Consider the following 16,316-nt stretch of genomic DNA (forward strand, 5'->3'; position numbering starts at 1 on the left):
TCACACGTGATTGGAGAGTCAACTCTCGTGATTGAAGGGTCGACACGGTGCCGCCGCCGTGTCGACCCTCCAATCACGCGTGTCGACCTCTGAATCACGCGTGTCGACCTTCCAAGCACGTGTAGAGGGCTTGGACCAGGGCCATTTTGCGGGGGTCGTCGCGGATGAGGGGGCCGAGCTGGTTGAGGGTGTAGCCGAAGGCGATGCCGTTCTCCGGGTCGGCGGCGCCGGTGGAGCCGCCGAGGCCGTCATGGCCGAAGGCGGCGGGGTTGGGGCCGAAGCCGCGGGCGTCGCTGCCGAGGTAGAAGCCCAGGCCCCACTCGTTCGGGAGGCCGAGCACCGCGTCGATCTCCTTGCCCTGGCTTTCGCGGGCGCGGGCCAGCGCGGGCGGGGACAGCAGCGTGCCGTCGGCGATCGCCGCGTAGATCGTCGCGATCGCGCGGGCCGTGCCGTGGCCGTTCAACGCCGGCATGACCGCGCGCCGCCACGCCGGATCGTTGGCGTCGTGGCCTTGGACGCGCGGGTTCATCAACGCGGCCTGCGCGACCGGGCCGGCGGCGGCGAACGCCGTGGCCAGCGCGTTCGCCATCTCCTCGGTCATGACCGGGTCGACCAGCGTCGCGCAGCGGGCCAGGTCGGCGTCCTCGGGCAGGCCGATGGAGAAGTCCGCGCCCAGCGGCCCGGCGACCTGCTCGGCGAAGAACTCGCGGATGCCCTGCCCGGCGACCCGGCGGACGACTTCGCCGACGAGCCAGCCGTAGGCCAGCGCGTGGTAACCACCCGCGGACCCGGGCTCGTACAACGGTTCCTGGGCCGCGAACAGCGACGTCATCAGCTCCCAGTCGTACAGCTCCTCGACCCGCACCGGCCGGTCCAGGCCGATCCCGGGCACGCCGGACCGGTGCGAAAGCAGCCACCGCACCGGGATCTCCGCCTTCCCGGCCGCGGCGAACTCCGGCCAGTACTTCGCGACCGGCGCGTCCACGTCGAGCTCGCCCGCGTCGGCGAGCTTGTGCGCGCACAGCGCGGTCATGCCCTTGGTCGTCGACCAGACGTTGGCCAGCGTGTCCGGCTGCCACGGCCGGGCGCGCTCCGGCCCGGACCAGCCGCCCCACAGGTCCGCCACGACCTCGCCGTGCCGGATGGCGGTGAACGCGGCCCCCAGCTCGCCGCGGGAGCGGAAGTTCTCCTCGAAGGCCTCGCGCACCGGTTCGAAGCCGGGAGCGCACTCGCCGTGCACCGTCGCCGTGGCACCGTCCATCGGACCTCCTCCGGGAGCGACCGGTCCACACCGACCAGTCGGTATGTCGAAGCTAGGACGGCCGGGCACGCCCGTCAAGAGCTGCCCGGCCGGTGCTTTCCGACGAACTACCGCAGCCGGGGGACGATTTCGCCGTACTTCGCCAGCAGCGCGGCGTTCGCCTCGTCGCCACCCTCCACATTGGAGCTCCGCCACAGCGGGACGTCGAGGCCCTCGGCCGTTCCGCGGTCGTAGACCTGGGCCAGCACGAGATTCCACAGGAACGCGTTGACCACAGTGGACAGCGGCGCGGTGCGCGGGGCGTCCGGCGGGTAGCTCGCGTCACCGGGGACGACCAGCGAATCCAGCACCACGGTGCCCTGCTCGGCCAGCGTGCTCGACGACCGCCGCGGCGCCGCGGCCACGCACGCCCGCGACGTCACCGCGATGACCGCCGCACCCCGCTTGCGCGCCTCGATGCACAGCTCGACGGGGTAGGGGTTGACGCCGGACGTCGAGAACACCACCAGCACGTCGTCCGGCCCCGGCGCGCGCTCGGCCAGCACCTCCGCGGCCAGGCCGCTGCGCCGCTCGGTCCGCGTGCTGGACACCGCGCCGTGCAGCGGGAGCAGTTCCGGGTGGTAGAGCGGGTAGACGCAGGCCAGCCCGCCGGCCCGGTAGAACGTTTCGGCGACGGCGGCCAGCGAGTGCCCGGCGCCCGCGGTGTAGACCAGTGCGTCGGCCCGGATCACCCCCAGCACCAGGTCCGCCGCGGCCCGCACCGCTTCGGCGTTGACCTGCTCGACTTCCGCCAGCTGCCGGGCGATGCTGCCGGCGATGTCCGTGGCGCTCACCACACCCACCCTTCCGTCGGGGATCGGGCGCCGAATCTACCGTGCGGACCACTTCGCACGGTGGAATAGCCGGGCGGGGGACCGAGGTTGACCCGGATGCGGGGGAAGAGGAGGACGCGGGTGGGCGAGGTGGATCCGGCGGTGTCCGTGTGGAGGGCGCGCGGGCGGACCCGGGCGGTCGTGCTCGTGCTGCACGGCGGCGCGGAGCGGGGCGCGGGCAGCGTGCCGCCCTGGAAGCTGGCCTATCTCAGGATGGTGCCGATCGCGCGCGCCCTGCACCGGGCCGGCCGGAGAGAGGGCGTCGAGGTGCGGCTGCTGCGCAACCGCCGGTACGGCTGGAACGCGCCCGCGGAACACCCGGTCGAGGACGCCCGCTGGGCCCTCGAACGCATCCACGCCGACCACCCGGGGCTGCCGGTCGTGCTGGTCGGTCACTCGATGGGGGCACGGGTCGCGCTGCGCGTGGCCGACGACCCGGCCGTGCGCGGGGTCTGCGCCCTCGCGCCGTGGACGCCGCGGGGCGAGCCGGTCGAGGCCGTCGCCGGCCGGTCGGTGCTCGTCGTGCACGGCACCCGCGACCGGATGACGAGCCCGGCGGAGTCGCACGCCTACGCCGAACGGGCCGCGCACGTCGCCGCCCGCGTCGCCCGGTTCGAAATCGCCAACGAGGGCCACGCGATGCTGCGCCGCGCCCGGGTCTGGACCCGGCTGACGGTGGCGTTCACCCTGGATCTGCTCGCCGGGGACGACGGCGGAGCCCTCCGCGGTGCGTGGGCCGCGACCGGGCCCGACCGGCTGCGGATACCGGTGTGAACGTGCCCCGAACAGGGCATTCGGCGAAACGCGCCGCGGGGGTGCGGCGACTACGATCGACCACCGGCGAAGCCGGCCGGCCGGAGGGAGTACCCGTGACCACTTCGAGCGCTGACCGTGCGTCGGCCCGGGACGTCCCGGACGGGACCCGGTGGCCGGGCCTGGCCACCCCGCCGCACTCCGCGCTGCGCGCGCGGATCGCCGCCGCGCTGTTCCGCCGCGCGGTCCGCCCGCTCGAGGTCCGGGTGACCTTCCCGGACGGCACCGTGCTCGGCGCCGGGGGCCCGGAAGCACCCGAGATGCGGATCCTGCGCCCCGAGGCGTTCTTCCACCGCCTCGGCGTCGACGCCAAGATCGGCTTCGGCGAGTCCTACATGGCCGGTGACTGGACCGCGTCCGACCTGGCCGAGGTGCTCACGCCGTTCGCCGAGCGGATGGCCACGCTCGTCCCGCCGGTGCTGCAGAAGTTCCGCCGGGTCGCCGAGCGGGCGCAGCCGCCGTCCGAGGAGAACACCCTCGAGGGCGCGCGGGCGAACATCCACCGCCACTACGACCTGTCCAACGACCTGTTCGGCGCCTTCCTCGACGAGTCGATGACGTACTCCTCGGCGCTGTTCGGCCCCGGTGACGACCTGACCACCGCGCAGCACCGCAAGATCGACAGCGTGCTCGACTACGCCGGCGTCCGCGAAGGCAGCGAAGTCCTCGAAATCGGCACCGGATGGGGTGAACTCGCCATCCGCGCCGCGGCCCGCGGCGCGCAGGTGACGTCGCTGACCATTTCGGAGGAGCAGCGCGCGCTGGCCACCGAGCGCATCGCGGCGGCCGGGTTCTCCGACCGCGTCGAAGTGAAGCTGTGCGACTACCGCGAGTCGAGCGGCCGGTACGACGCCGTGGTCAGCGTCGAGATGATCGAGGCCGTCGGCGCGTCCTACTGGCCGGCGTTCTACGCCACGATCGGGGACCGGCTGCGTCCCGGCGGGCGGTTCGGCCTGCAGGCCATCACGATGGACCACGACCGGATGATGGCGGCGTCACGCGCGTACGGCTGGGTCCACAAGTACATCTTCCCGGGCGGCCTCATCCCGTCGGTGCGGTCGATCGAGGAGGGCGTCAAGGCGAACACCCGGCTCAAGCTGGCCGGGATGCGCGAGTTCGGCCAGGACTACGCGCGCACGCTACGGTGGTGGCGCGAACGGTTCCTGCACCGCTGGACCGACATCGCCGGGTTCGGGTTCGACGACGTCTTCCGCCGGATGTGGGAGTTCTACCTGGCCTATTCCGAGGCCGGGTTCCGGTCCGGGTACCTCAAGGTCCACCAGTTCGGCTACGAGGCAACCGGCCGGTAACCCGTCGCGGCAACCCGACCCCGTGCCGGACGTCTTCCTATCGGAGACGTGCGGTGTACTGACGACGACACGTTTTGTCCGGATCGGGATTGGGTGATGGTGATGACGTACCGTGGCGACGACGGCGGGCGCCGGATGCCGCCGCCCCGGCCGCCTGGCGGCCGCTCCCGGGACCACCAGCGCGCGCAGATGATGCCGCTGCCCGGGCGGGGCCGCAGCCCGTACGACGAACGCACCCGCCCGATGGGCGCCCGCGAGCCCGAGTACGCCCCGCCCCCGCCGCCGCGGCAGGACCCGCCCCGCCGCCCGGCCGAGGACGACTACCCGCCGTCCCGGCCGCCGCGCCGGCGTCGCTGGAGCTTCGGCCGCGTCCTGGGCGCGCTGGTGCTGGTGTTCGTCGTGTTCCTCGCCGGCATCTGGGTGTACCTCGAGTTCTCGATCAAGCGCGTCGACGCGCTGGCCGACTACTCCGGCCGCCCGGTGGCCGCGTCCGGCACCAACTGGCTGATCGTCGGCTCGGACAGCCGTGAAGGCCTGACCGCGGAGGACGAGGAGCGGCTCGCCACCGGCGACGTCGCCGCGGCGGGCGGCGGCCAGCGCACCGACACGATCATGGTCGCGCACCTGCCGGACAACAGCACCAAGCCGACGCTGCTGTCGCTGCCGCGCGACTCGCAGGTCTCGATCCCCGGCCACGGCAAGAACAAGATCAACGCGGCGTTCTCCCTCGGCGGCCCGAAGCTGCTCGCGCAGACAGTCGAAGGTGCGACCGGCCTGCACATCGACCACTACGCGGAGATCGGCTTCGGCGGGTTCGCCAAGATCGTCGACGCGATCGGTGGCGTCGACATGTGCATCGACCAGGACATGAACGACACGATGACGGGCATCGACATCAAGGCGGGCTGCCAGACGCTCGACGGCCGGTCGGCGCTGGGCTTCGTCCGGATGCGCCACAGCGCGGCGACCCCGCGCTCGGACCTCGACCGCGTCGCCAACCAGCGCAAGTTCATCGGCGCGCTGGTCAGCCAGATCGCCAGCCCCGGCACGCTGCTGAACCCGTTCGACTTCTTCCCGCTGCTGTCCTCGGCACCGGACGCGCTGACCATGGATTCCGGCGACCACGTGCACAACCTCGCCGGCCTGGCGATCGCGATGCGCGGGATCTCCTCCGGCGGCGTGGTGACGACGACGGTGCCGGTGACCAGCGGGTCGGCGGAGAACTGGGACAAGGCCAAGTCCAAGCAGCTGTTCGACGCGCTGAAGAACGACACCGAGGTCCCCGACAGCGTGATCGTGAATTGATTCGCGTGTGACGTCCCGGCCGGGGCACCATGAGCCGCATGGAAACCCCGGCCGAGACCTACCGCGACGGTGACCTGACGCTGACCCGCTGGCACGCGGGCGACCGGCCGGTGCTGACGGCGGTCGTCAGCGGCTCGCTGGCGCACCTGGGCCCGTTCCTGATCTGGGCCGCGGGCGGGTACACCGACGACGACTCGGCGGAGTTCCTGCGGCTGACCGCGAATCGCTGGGAGAGCGGCGAAGCGTACGAATACGCGTTGCGGCTGGGCTCGGAGGTGGCGGGCGGCATCGGCGTGATGACCCGCGACGGCGGCGTCGAGATCGGCTACTGGCTCGCGCACGGTTTCGTCGGCCGCGGCTTGATGACCCGGGCCGTCACGCTGCTGACGGAGGAGGCGTTCCGCCTCGGCGCCGGGTACGTCGAGATCAAGCACGACGAACGGAACGTCCGAAGTGGAGCGGTGCCCGCACGCCTCGGCTTCACCAAGGTGCGCTCGGAACCGGCGGAGAAGCCGCTGGCGCCGTCGTGCACGGGCACCAACCACGTGTGGCGGCTCGCTCCTCGCTAGGCGACCTTGTTCCGCTCCCGCAGCACCTTGAGCGCCTCGTCGGCGTGGACGGTGAAGTTCAGCTCGCTCTTGATCTTCGCGATGACCTTCCGGTCTTCGCCGATCACGAAGGTGGCGCGCTTGGTGTGCAGCGGCAGGAGCTTCCGCCACACGCCGAACTGCTTCGCGACCTCACCCTCCACATCGGACAGGAGCGGGTAGTCGAAGCTGTTGGCCGCCGAGAAGGCCCGCTGCTTGGTGATGGCGTCCGGGCTGATCCCGACGCGGTGTGCCCCGACCGCCGCGAACTCCGCCGCGAGATCCCGGAAGTGGCAGCTCTCGGCGGTGCAGCCCCCGGTCATGGCGGCCGGGTAGAAGAACAGGACCACGGGCCCGGTGGCCAGGAAGTCCGAGAGCGTGCGCTCCTGGCCCTGGTCGTCGGGCAGCGTGAAGTCGGGGGCGAGGTCTCCGGCGTCCATGGACGTCCTTTCTCGTCGGGGGCGGAACCCATCCTGCCGGGTCTTCGGAGCAGGGTCGCCACCGGCTTGGTCCGGACGCGCTGTGGCCAGGCCGCTTCGGGCGCTACTTCGGCGGGTGGCGGGCGATCATCTCGTCGACCTCGTCACCCGTCGCCGAATCCGCTACGAACGGCCCTCGGGCCGCGATCACGCCGAGCTGACGGAGCCGGGTCGCCTGCTCGTGTGTTCGCACGCCTTCCGCTCCCACCCGCAGGTGCAGCTCGCGGGCCCGGGTGATCAGCTGCGTCAGGTGCCGCAGGTCGGACTCCGCCGGCTCGTCCGTGTCCAGCGCGTCGACCACCGGGCCCGACAGGATCACGTGCCGGACCGGGAGCTGGTGCTGGGGGATCAGCTCCAGGTCCGCCGACCCCGAGATCGTCAGCACCAGCTGGGCGCCCAGGTCGGCCAGGACCGCCAGGGAGTCCAGGACCTCGCCGCGGGGATCGAGCATCGAGTCGCGGTCCGTGCACAGCCTCAGTGCCCTCGCCGGGAGCTCGTGCTTGTCCAGCTGCTCCTTCACCAGCAGCACCAGGTCCGGGTCGATCGCCAGCCGGGCGGGGAGCCGCACGCAGACGTCCGGTGCCGCGTCGCCCAGGTGCGTGCGCCAGCGGGCCGTGGCCGCCAGGGATTCGGCGAGGAGCCAGCGGCCCAGCGGCACCGTCATGCCCGTGGTCTGGGCCAGCGGGTAGAACTCGTCGGAGCCGAGCTCGCCCTTCTCCGGGTGGTTCCACCGCAGCCCGGCGTTGACCGCGGCGAGCTCGTCCGGCCGGGACAGCTTCACCGTGGGCTGGTAGACCAGCGAGAACTCGCCGTTCTCCAGCGCGCCGGCGATCACCGCGCCCAGCTGGTAGCGGCCGCGGTCGCGGGCGTCCAGCTCCGGGTCGAACAGCATCCACTGCGCCTTGCCGGCCTCCTTGGCCCGGTGCAGCGCGATCTCCGCCGCCCGCAGCAGTTCCGCGGCGCCGCCCTCGACCGCGGCGCGCACCACGATGCCCGCGCTCGCACTGACGCCGATGCCGTGCCCGCCCAGGTAGATCGGCTCGTTGAGGTCCTCCAGGGCGCGCTCGACCAGCCTGACGACCTCGGTCGCCGCCAGCTCGCCGCGCAGCAGCACCGCGAAGCCGTCGCCGGACAGCCGGGCGACGAACCCGTCGTGGTGGCCGGTGAACACCGCCGACAGCTTGTTCGCGACCCCGCGCAGCACCTGGTCGCCGACCCCGGCGCCGAGACCGTCGTTGATCACCTTGAAACCGTCGACGTCGAGGTAGATCAGCGCGATGTCGTCGCGCGCGCCGGCGCCGAGCGCGGCTTCCAGCTTGGTGGTGAACGACGACGCGTTCGGCAGCCCGGTCAGCGGGTCGTGCACGTTCTGGTGCAGCAGCCGCTCCTGCAGCAGGTGCAGCTCGTTGGCGTCCGACACCATCAGCACCGGGTAGATCGAGCCGGGCCGGTCGCCGGGCAGCCGGGCGAGCGTCACGTCGGTCCAGAGCTGCCCGTCTTCGGTGTGGTCGAGCAGCATCCGTTCCTGGTAGCGGTCGCGGCCGGTGCGCACCTGCTCCAAGCCCGCCTCGAGCCGCGAGACGTCGTGGTCGGTCGAGCCGAGCTCGGTGATGTGCCTGCCCCGCAACCGATCCGGCGAGCAGCCGAGCAGCTGGCCGAAGGCGAGGTTCGCCTCCACGATGTCGCCGTCGGGGTCGGCCAGCGCGATCCCCATCGGCGACGCGGCATACAGCGCGGTGAACCGCAGCAGCGCGCCGTCGTGCTGCGAGCCGGCTTGGTCGACCGCTTCGTTCGCGACCTCGAGCAGCAGGGCTTGGAGCTCCTCCGGGGGAAGCGTTACTCCTTTGGTGTCGGCCAACGTCGCCGCCCACCGGCGCGCCACGTCCAGTAGCCCTGACGCGGCACCGGGTTCAGGCACACTCCACCTCTTCACGCACAGGTATGGCCAGGTCGGACACGGTGTCGGGGATCATGAAGCCACACCAGGCAGCCTTCGCCCACGATCGATGCCACGCCATCATGCGCGTGACAGGGTGTCTACCGGCTGAACGAGTGAACGAATCTCCACAAACGGTAACTTTTCGTTACCTTGCGTATGCGGTGGTGGACGCTCGCGGGGTCAGCGCGGGGTCAGGTGGACCGGGAGACCGTCCGCGGGCACCGGCAGCGAGACGTAGTCCCAGCGCGCGGTGTAACTCTCCGGAACCGACCAGCGGTACGCCCGCAGCAGTTCGTGCATCAGCAACTTCACCTCGAGACCGCCGAAGTGCAGCCCGATGCACTTGTGCGCGCCGCCGCCGAACGGCATCCACGCCATCCGGTGCGACTTGTCCTCGCGCCGCGGTTCGGCGAAGCGTTCCGGGTCGAACGCGAAGGGGTTCGTCCAGCACTCGGGCGTGAAGTGGTTGACCGTGGGCGAGACGCCGACCAGGGTGCCCGCCGGGATGTAGTGGCCGAGCACCTCGGTGTCCTTGACGGTCTGGCGGGTCAGTGACGGCACCGGCGCGACCAGCCGCAGCGCCTCCTTCATCACGAGGTCGAGGGTCTCCAGCCGCTCCAGCGCGGCGATGTCGGGCAGGTCGTCGCCCAGGGCCAGGGACTCCGCGCGGGCGCGTTCCTGCCACTCCGGGTGCTTGGCCAGGTAGTAGGCCATGGCGCTGCTGGTGATGGTGGTGGTGTCGTGCGCGGCCATCATCAGGAAGATCATGTGGTTGACGATGTCGGTGTCGGAGAACCGGTCGCCGTCCTCGGTGGTGGCCTGGCAGAGCGCGGCGAACAGGTCGTCCCCGCCGGAACGCCGTTTGGCGGGCAGGTTTTCGCCGAAGTAGCGTTCGAGGACCTTCCGGCCGTGCAGCCCGGCCGACCAGCGCCCGCCCGGCACCGGGAAGCGCACGAAGGCGGTGCCGGCGCGCACCGAGCTGACGAACGCGCGGTTGATCCGGGCCGCGTCGCCGCCGCTGCGCATGCCCATGAACACGCGGGTCGCGACGTCGAGGGTCAGCTGCTTGAGCGCCCAGTACAGCCGCGGCCGCTCGCTCGAGCCCCAGCCCGCGACGCCTTCGCGCAGTGCGGGCCCCATTTCGCCGACGTAGCCGGCCAGCCGCGGGCGCGTGAAGGCCTCCTGCATGATCCGGCGGTGCAGGTGGTGCTCGCCGAAGTCCATCAGCATCAGGCCGCGCTCGAAGAACTTCTCGATGAAGAACTTCCAGCCTTCCTGCGAGAACGCCTTGTCCTTGTTGACGAGCGCGATCTGCGTGGCTTCGGGCCCGGACAGCGCGACGATCTTCCGGCCGAAGCCGCCGGTCCACGACACCGGGCCGTAGAGCTCGTAACGGCGGAGGCCGAACGCCGGGCCGAAGCGCATCATCTCGAGCATGTGCCCGACCAGCGGCGGTCCCGCGTCCCCCAGCACCGGCTTGAGGCCGCTGCCCGCGGGTGGCGTCGCGAGTTCCTCGACGGGCCAGCGCGACCGCAGCCAGCGTTCGTCGACTTTGGGCGGCAGGGGGAGCGCGGTCAGCGTCGGCACGCGTTCGCGCAGCGCTTCGGCGGCTCGGCTCACGGTGCCCGGCAAAGTGACCATCTCCTGCGTCGAGATCGGCTGTCCCTCCACGATGCACCCTTGTTGACGGTCTGACAACACCTCGCCGGCCCTCTTTTCGGGTGGTTTGCGGGGAGGCGCAAAGCCCCGGCCTGCTTTCAGGCGTCGGGCTTGTCGGGTGACGGCCTTCCGATCAGGCGGAGGTGGCGTTCCGCCGGTACTCGCTCGGCGTGACGCCGCGGACCCGTTTGAACGCCGCGCTGAACCCAAAGGCGTCGGCGTACCCGACTCGGCGGGCGACTTCCGAGACCGTGGCGGCGGTCCGCTCGGCCAGCAGGTCCGCCGCGAGCGCCATCCGGCGCCGGGTGAGGTAGGTCAGCGGTGGTTCGCCGAGCAGCTCGGTGAACCGCTTGGCCAGGGTCGAGCGCGAAACCCCGGCGCGCGCGGCCAGCGCGGCGACGGTCCACGGCGCGGCGGGTTCTTCGTGCAGCAAGCGCAGCACGGGGCCGGCCACCGGGTCGCGCTGGGCGCTCCACCACGCCGGGGGTTCGCCGCCGGGCCGGTCGAACCACTCGCGCAGGGTGCAGACGAGCATCCAGTCGAGCAGCCGGTCGAGCACGACCTGCTGCCCGGGCGTGTCGGCGGCGACCTCGGCGGCGAGGTGGTCCAGGACGGCGTCGCCGGTCTCCCCGCCGCCGACGCGCAGCACGGCGGGCAGGGCGTCCAGCAGCGGGCGGCTGACCTCCCCGCCGGCCGGGTAGGCGCCGACGATCAGCGCGGTCGGTCCCTCGCCGTCGTCGCGCCAGCCGCGCCGGTGCCGCGTCCCGCCCAGTTCGGGCGCCGCGCAGTACTCGCCGCACGCGACGGGCTCGGCGTCGGTGCCGATTTCGTCGACGAAGGTGAACGTCTCCGGGCCGCGCACGACGACGGTGTCGTAGGCGCGCAGCGGCTCGGGTTCGCCGTGCTCGGGGACGATCCAGCCGCCGCCCGAGAGCACGGTGCACAGGGTGAGAGGCGCGCCGTCGACGAAGTGCAGCGAAAACGGCGGCGACAGGGCCGAGCTGCCGAACAGCGAGCCGTGGGCCCGTACACCGCGGAAGAGGTCGTCCACGAGCTCGAGGTTAGACGAATGGACAGGGAATCCGGCTTTTCACCCATGGGATCGTCCGGGCCCGGCCGGTTCAATCGGAGCATGACCGCATTGACGTCCGACGACCTCGAGTTCCTCCGCCGTCCCCTGCACGGGTTCTTGACCGTGGCGGGTGGCCGACCCCGCCCCGTGTGGTTCGAGGCCGCCGGCGACGGCACGATCCAGCTGTTCTCGGAACCGGACGCGCCCAAGGTGCGGCGCGTGCGCCGGGATCCGCGCGCGTCGATCGTGGTCGCGGCGCCGGTGGGGGAGCGGGAGCGGTGGGTGTCGGTCGAAGGCCGCGTTTCGGTGGAACCCGGCGGGGCGCATGAGCTGGCCCGACGCCTGGCGGGCCGGTACTGGGACCTCGACGACCCGGACCGCGCGGCCGGCCTGGAGGCGATCCTGAAGACGGACCTGGTGCGCTTGGTGATCCACCCGGAAACCGTGCGCCGCTACGCCTATTGACGGGAGACGATGCCGACGTGGCCGAGCTTCCCCTCCGCGATCGAGCGGGGACCGTCCTGCTCGCCGTGCGCCGCGTGGCCGAAAGCGGCCTGCCGCCGCTGCCCGCGGCCCTGGTGGTGGCCGTCCACGCCGGTGCCGTCCTCATGATGTACGACAGGCGTCGCGGCCAGTGGGAATTGCCCGGCGGGATGCGCGAGCCCGGCGAAACCTGTCGCGAAGCCGCCGTGCGCGAACTGGCCGAGGAGACCGGCATCCGTGGCGTGGCGCTGACCTTCGCCGTGGTGGCCGAGTTCGCCCTGACCGAGCCCGCGCGCCGGGAGTTCCTCGCCGTTTACCGGACCGAACTGACCACCGCGCCGCGGCTGACCCTCAGCGACGAAGGGCTCGGCTTCCGCTGGTGGACACCGGGCGAACCCGTCGACGCGGACATGAGCCCGCTGGACGCGGAGCTGGCGGCGCGAGTGGCCATGACGTGAACCGGCCCCGCCCTGGACGACCAGGGCGGGGCCGGTGTGCCCGGGAGCTCAGTCCCAGTCGAGGGCGCCGCCCGACTGGTACTCGATCACGCGGGTCTCGAAGAAGTTCTTCTCCTTCTTGAGGTCCATCGCCTCGGACATCCACGGGAACGGGTTCTCGGTCTCGCCGAAGATCGGCTGCAGGCCGATCTGCTGCGCGCGGCGGTCGGTGATGAAGTGCATGTACTGCTCGCACAGCTGCGCCGACAGGCCGAGCATGCCGCGCGGCATCGTGTCGCGCGCGTACTTGACCTCCAGCTCGCACGCTTCCTTCAGCATCCCGCGGACCTCGGCCTGGAACTCTTCGGTCCACAGGTGCGGGTTCTCGATCTTGATCTGGTTGATGCAGTCGATGCCGAAGTTCAGGTGGATCGACTCGTCGCGCAGGATGTACTGGTACTGCTCGGCGATGCCGACCATCTTGTTCCGGCGGCCCAGCGACAGGATCTGCGCGAAGCCGGTGTAGAACCACATGCCCTCGAAGATCACGTAGAACGCGACGAGGTCACGCAGGAACGCCTGGTCGGCCTCCGGCGTGCCGGTCTCGAAGTCCGGGTTCTCCAGGTTCTGCGTGTACTTCAGCGCCCACGCGTCCTTGTCCGAAATGGACGGGACCTCGCGGTACATGTTGAACAGCTCGCCCTCGACCAGGCCGAGGCTTTCGCAGATGTACTGGAAGGTGTGCGTGTGCACGGCCTCCTCGAACGCCTGGCGCAGCAGGTACTGGCGGCACTCGGGGTTGGTGATCTGCCGGTACACCGCGAGCACGATGTTGTTGGCCACCAGCGACTCCGCGGTCGCGAAGAAGCCCAGGTTGCGCTTGAGCATCTGCCGCTCGTCCTCGGTGAGGCCGTCCGGGGACTTCCACAGCGCGATGTCGGCCTGCATGGCGACCTCGGTCGGCATCCAGTGGTTGTTGCAGCCGGCCAGGTATTTCTCCCACGCCCACTTGTACTTCATGGGCAGCAGCTGGTTGACGTCGGCGCGCGCGTTGATCATGCGCTTGTCGTCGACGTTGATCCGGGCGGCGCCGACCTCGATCTCCCCGAGGCCGGTCGCGTCCGTCGTCTCCACGTTGGTCATGTTCCTCGGGTTCCTTACTGGCAGGCTTCGCAGTCGGGGTCGTCGATGCGGCAGGCGGCGCCTTCGGTGGCGACGAAGTCGACGTCCGGCTCCGGCTCCGGCTTCGGCGAGGGCGCAGGCGCGGGTGCCGGCGTCGGCGCGGGGGCCGGGGCAGCCGCGGCGGGAGCCGCCGGTGCCGGGGTCGCCGAGACGGCGTTCAGCTTGCCGTCGGTGCCGCGCAGGGTGCTCTTCTCCACGTGCGTCGCGGACTGCGCGCGCAGGTAGTACGTGGTCTTGAGGCCCTTGTGCCACGCGTAGCGGTAGAGCTGGTCGAGCTTGCGGCCGCTCGGCGCCGCGATGTACAGGTTCAGCGACTGCGCCTGGTCGATCCACTTCTGGCGCACCGAACCGGCGTCGACGATCCACTTCGACTCGATCTCGAAGGCCGTCGCGTACAGCGCCTTCAGGTCGTCCGGCACGCGGTCGATCTGGCCGAGGCTGCCGTCGAAGTACTTGAGGTCGCTGACCATGACCTCGTCCCAGAGCCCGCGCTCCTTGAGGCTCTTGACCAGGTGCGGGTTGACGACGGTGAAGTCGCCGGACATGTTCGACTTGACGAACAGGTTCTGGAACAGCGGCTCGATCGACTGGCCGACACCCGAGATGTTGGAGATCGTCGCGGTCGGCGCGATCGCCATCACGTTCGAGTTGCGCATGCCGACGGTCTTGACCCGCTCGCGCAGCGGCGCCCAGTCCAAAGTGGACGAGGTGTCGACGTCGAGGCCGTCGCCCTGGCGCGCGTCGATGAGCAGCTGCAGCGAGTCGATCGGCAGGATGCCCTTGCTCCAGAGCGATCCCTCGAACGACTGGTACTGCCCGCGCTCCTCGGCGAGGTCGGTCGACGCCGAGATCGCGTAGTAGGAGAGGTGCTCCATGGAGACGTCGGCGAACTTGACGGCTTCTTCGGAGGCGAACGGGACGCCGATCTCGAACAGCGCGTCCTGGAAGCCCATGATGCCCAGGCCGACCGGGCGGTGGCGCAGGTTGGAGCGGCGCGCCTCCGGGATCGTGTAGAAGTTGATGTCGATCACGTTGTCCAGCATGCGGACGGCCGTGCGCACGGTCTTCTCGAGGCGCTGGGTGTCCAGGCCTTCGGGCGTGACGTGCTTGAGCAGGTTCACCGAACCGAGGTTGCAGACCGCGACCTCGTCGACGGTGGTGTTCAGCGTGATCTCGGTGCAGAGGTTGGACGAGTGCACCACGCCGACGTGCTGCTGCGGCGAGCGCAGGTTGCACGGGTCCTTGAAGGTGATCCACGGGTGGCCGGTCTCGAACAGCATGGTCAGCATGCGGCGCCAGAGGTCGACCGCGCGGACGCGCCGGAACACCTTGATCTCGCCGCGGTCGGCCATCGCCTCGTACTCGCGGTAGCGGGTGGCGAACTCGTTGCCGTAGAGGTCGTGCAGGTCCGGCGTCTCGTTCGGCGAGAACAGCGTCCACTGCGCGTCGGCCTCGACGCGGCGGAGGAACTCGTCCGGCACCCAGTTCGCGGTGTTCATGTCGTGGGTGCGGCGGCGGTCGTCACCGGTGTTCTTGCGCAGGTCGAGGAACTCCTCGATGTCGACGTGCCACGTCTCGAGGTACGCGCACGCCGCGCCCTTGCGCTTGCCGCCCTGGTTGACGGCGACGGCGGTGTCGTTGGCGATCTTGAGGAACGGCACGACGCCCTGCGACTGGCCGTTGGTGCCCTTGATGTGCGCGCCGAGGCCGCGGACCGGGGTCCAGTCGTTGCCGAGGCCGCCCGAGTACTTCGCCAGCAGCGCGTTGTTCTTGTACGCCTGGAAGATCGAGTCCAGGTCGTCGTCCACCGTGGTCAGGAAGCAGGACGACAGCTGCGGGCGCGTGGTGCCCGAGTTGAACAGCGTCGGCGTCGAGGCCATGAAGTGGAAGCTCGACAGCAGCTCGTAGAACTCGATCGCGCGGGCTTCGCGGTCGTCTTCCCGGATCGCGAGACCCATGGCGACGCGCATGAAGAACGCCTGCGGCAGCTCGAAGCGGGTGCCGTCGTGGTGCTGGAAGTACCGGTCGTACAGCGTCTGGAGGCCGAGGAAGCCGAAGTCGAGGTCGCGCTCGGGCCGGATCGCGGCGGTGATCTTGTCGAGGTCGAAGCGCTGCAGCTCGGCGTCGACCAGCTCCAGCTCGATCGCCCGGCGCAGGTAGGCGCGGAAGTACGCCGGGTACTCGCCGGCCATCTCGTCCTGGCTGGCCAGGCGCGGGGTGCCGGCGAGGTAGCTCAGCGCCTCGCCGCGCAGCTTGTCCAGCAGCAGCCGGGCGGAGACGTAGGAGTAGTTCGGCTCCTGCTCGACCAGCACCCGGGCGGCCAGGACCTGGGCCAGGGCCAGCTCGTCGGCGCTGATGCCGTCGTAGAGGTTGCGCTTGGCCTCGGCCAGCACCGGCTCGGCGCTGACGTCTTCGAGACCGGCGACGGCCTCGCCCACGACGTGGGACACGCGGGCCCAGTCGAGCGGGCGCAGGACACCGTCGGTGCCCTTGACGTTCAGCGAGACCTCGGTCGCGGCCGGCTTGGCGGCCTCGCGGGCCTTGGCGCGCTCGTCGCGGTAGAGGACGTAGGCGCGGGCGACCTTGTGGTGCTCGCCGCGCATCAGGGCGAGCTCGACGATGTCCTGGATCTGCTCGATGTGCAGGGCGGTCTCGGGGCCGGCGTGGCGCAGCAGGGTGGTCTCCACCTGCTGGGTCAGCTCGGCGACGACGTGGTGCACGCGGGAGGACGCGGCGGCGTCGCCGCCCTCGACCGCGAGGAACGCCTTGGTCAGCGCGACCGAGATCTTCCCGGCGTCGAACGGCGACACGCTGCCGTCCCGCCGGATGACCCGGATCGCGGTGGGTGTGTCCGCGGCGGAGGGCCGCTGACCGGTTTCGACTGACATGCGTGTCTCCAAGTTTTCGGGCGCGTTCG

14 protein-coding genes are annotated in these 16,316 nt (G+C 71.0%); 6 read left to right on the forward strand and 8 right to left on the reverse strand.

All coding sequences use genetic code 11. The features are described 5' to 3' along the window. Positions 1-94: 94 nt before the first annotated feature. A complete protein-coding gene (locus tag QRY02_RS03895) occupies positions 95-1,261 on the reverse strand; it encodes a serine hydrolase domain-containing protein (RefSeq protein WP_285990107.1) in 1,167 nt (388 codons plus the stop codon). 107 nt (positions 1,262-1,368) lie between these two features. Then, positions 1,369-2,097: an SIS domain-containing protein gene (locus QRY02_RS03900; protein ID WP_285990108.1), complete on the reverse strand. Its 729-nt coding sequence runs from the start codon at positions 2,095-2,097 to the stop codon at positions 1,369-1,371. Positions 2,098-2,214: 117 nt separating this feature from the next. Here QRY02_RS03900 and QRY02_RS03905 point away from each other — a divergent pair, with 117 nt between their 5' ends. The 4 genes from QRY02_RS03905 (at position 2,215) to QRY02_RS03920 (ending at position 6,130) form a co-directional block, all read left to right on the forward strand. After that, complete coding sequence (locus QRY02_RS03905; RefSeq protein WP_285990109.1) at positions 2,215-2,907, forward strand: alpha/beta hydrolase; 693 nt, start codon at positions 2,215-2,217, stop codon at positions 2,905-2,907. 95 nt (positions 2,908-3,002) lie between these two features. Then, entirely contained in the window at positions 3,003-4,256 is a 1,254-nt protein-coding gene (locus tag QRY02_RS03910) for an SAM-dependent methyltransferase (protein ID WP_285990110.1), read from the forward strand. Positions 4,257-4,352: 96 nt separating this feature from the next. Continuing rightward, complete coding sequence (locus tag QRY02_RS03915; protein WP_285990111.1) at positions 4,353-5,561, forward strand: LCP family protein; 1,209 nt, start codon at positions 4,353-4,355, stop codon at positions 5,559-5,561. A 38-nt stretch (positions 5,562-5,599) separates the two neighbouring features. Then, on the forward strand, positions 5,600-6,130 hold the full coding sequence (locus QRY02_RS03920) for a GNAT family N-acetyltransferase (RefSeq protein WP_285990112.1): 531 nt from the start codon (positions 5,600-5,602) through the stop codon (positions 6,128-6,130). On the opposite strand, the gene QRY02_RS03925 is transcribed toward QRY02_RS03920, so the two are convergent. The 4 genes from QRY02_RS03925 to QRY02_RS03940 all read right to left on the reverse strand — a co-directional run bounded on the left by QRY02_RS03925 (position 6,127) and on the right by QRY02_RS03940 (position 11,276). Continuing rightward, positions 6,127-6,588: a peroxiredoxin gene (locus QRY02_RS03925; protein ID WP_285990113.1), complete on the reverse strand. Its 462-nt coding sequence runs from the start codon at positions 6,586-6,588 to the stop codon at positions 6,127-6,129. The two genes, QRY02_RS03920 and QRY02_RS03925, sit on opposite strands and share 4 nt — an antisense overlap. Positions 6,589-6,691: 103 nt before the next feature. Beyond that, the gene (locus QRY02_RS03930) at positions 6,692-8,509 is read right to left on the reverse strand and encodes a putative bifunctional diguanylate cyclase/phosphodiesterase (protein WP_285993759.1); all 1,818 of its coding nucleotides are present in this window, start codon (positions 8,507-8,509) and stop codon (positions 6,692-6,694) included. A 237-nt stretch (positions 8,510-8,746) separates the two neighbouring features. Continuing rightward, entirely contained in the window at positions 8,747-10,207 is a 1,461-nt protein-coding gene (locus tag QRY02_RS03935) for a cytochrome P450 (RefSeq protein ID WP_285993760.1), read from the reverse strand. Positions 10,208-10,358: 151 nt separating this feature from the next. Next, positions 10,359-11,276: an AraC family transcriptional regulator gene (locus tag QRY02_RS03940; RefSeq protein WP_285990114.1), complete on the reverse strand. Its 918-nt coding sequence runs from the start codon at positions 11,274-11,276 to the stop codon at positions 10,359-10,361. Between the two features lie 81 nt (positions 11,277-11,357). Between QRY02_RS03940 and QRY02_RS03945 the strand changes: the two genes are divergently transcribed. After that, on the forward strand, positions 11,358-11,762 hold the full coding sequence (locus QRY02_RS03945) for a pyridoxamine 5'-phosphate oxidase family protein (RefSeq protein ID WP_285990115.1): 405 nt from the start codon (positions 11,358-11,360) through the stop codon (positions 11,760-11,762). Positions 11,763-11,779: 17 nt separating this feature from the next. Then, entirely contained in the window at positions 11,780-12,238 is a 459-nt protein-coding gene (locus QRY02_RS03950) for an NUDIX hydrolase (protein WP_285990116.1), read from the forward strand. A gap of 48 nt (positions 12,239-12,286) precedes the next feature. Here QRY02_RS03950 and QRY02_RS03955 read toward each other — a convergent pair whose 3' ends face one another. Next, a complete protein-coding gene (locus QRY02_RS03955) occupies positions 12,287-13,360 on the reverse strand; it encodes a ribonucleotide-diphosphate reductase subunit beta (protein ID WP_093952035.1) in 1,074 nt (357 codons plus the stop codon). A 14-nt stretch (positions 13,361-13,374) separates the two neighbouring features. Beyond that, on the reverse strand, positions 13,375-16,287 hold the full coding sequence (locus QRY02_RS03960) for a ribonucleoside-diphosphate reductase subunit alpha (protein ID WP_285990117.1): 2,913 nt from the start codon (positions 16,285-16,287) through the stop codon (positions 13,375-13,377). Positions 16,288-16,316: the final 29 nt, after the last annotated feature.

The sequence above is a fragment of the Amycolatopsis sp. DG1A-15b genome (assembly GCF_030285645.1).
Lineage (GTDB): Bacteria > Actinomycetota > Actinomycetes > Mycobacteriales > Pseudonocardiaceae > Amycolatopsis.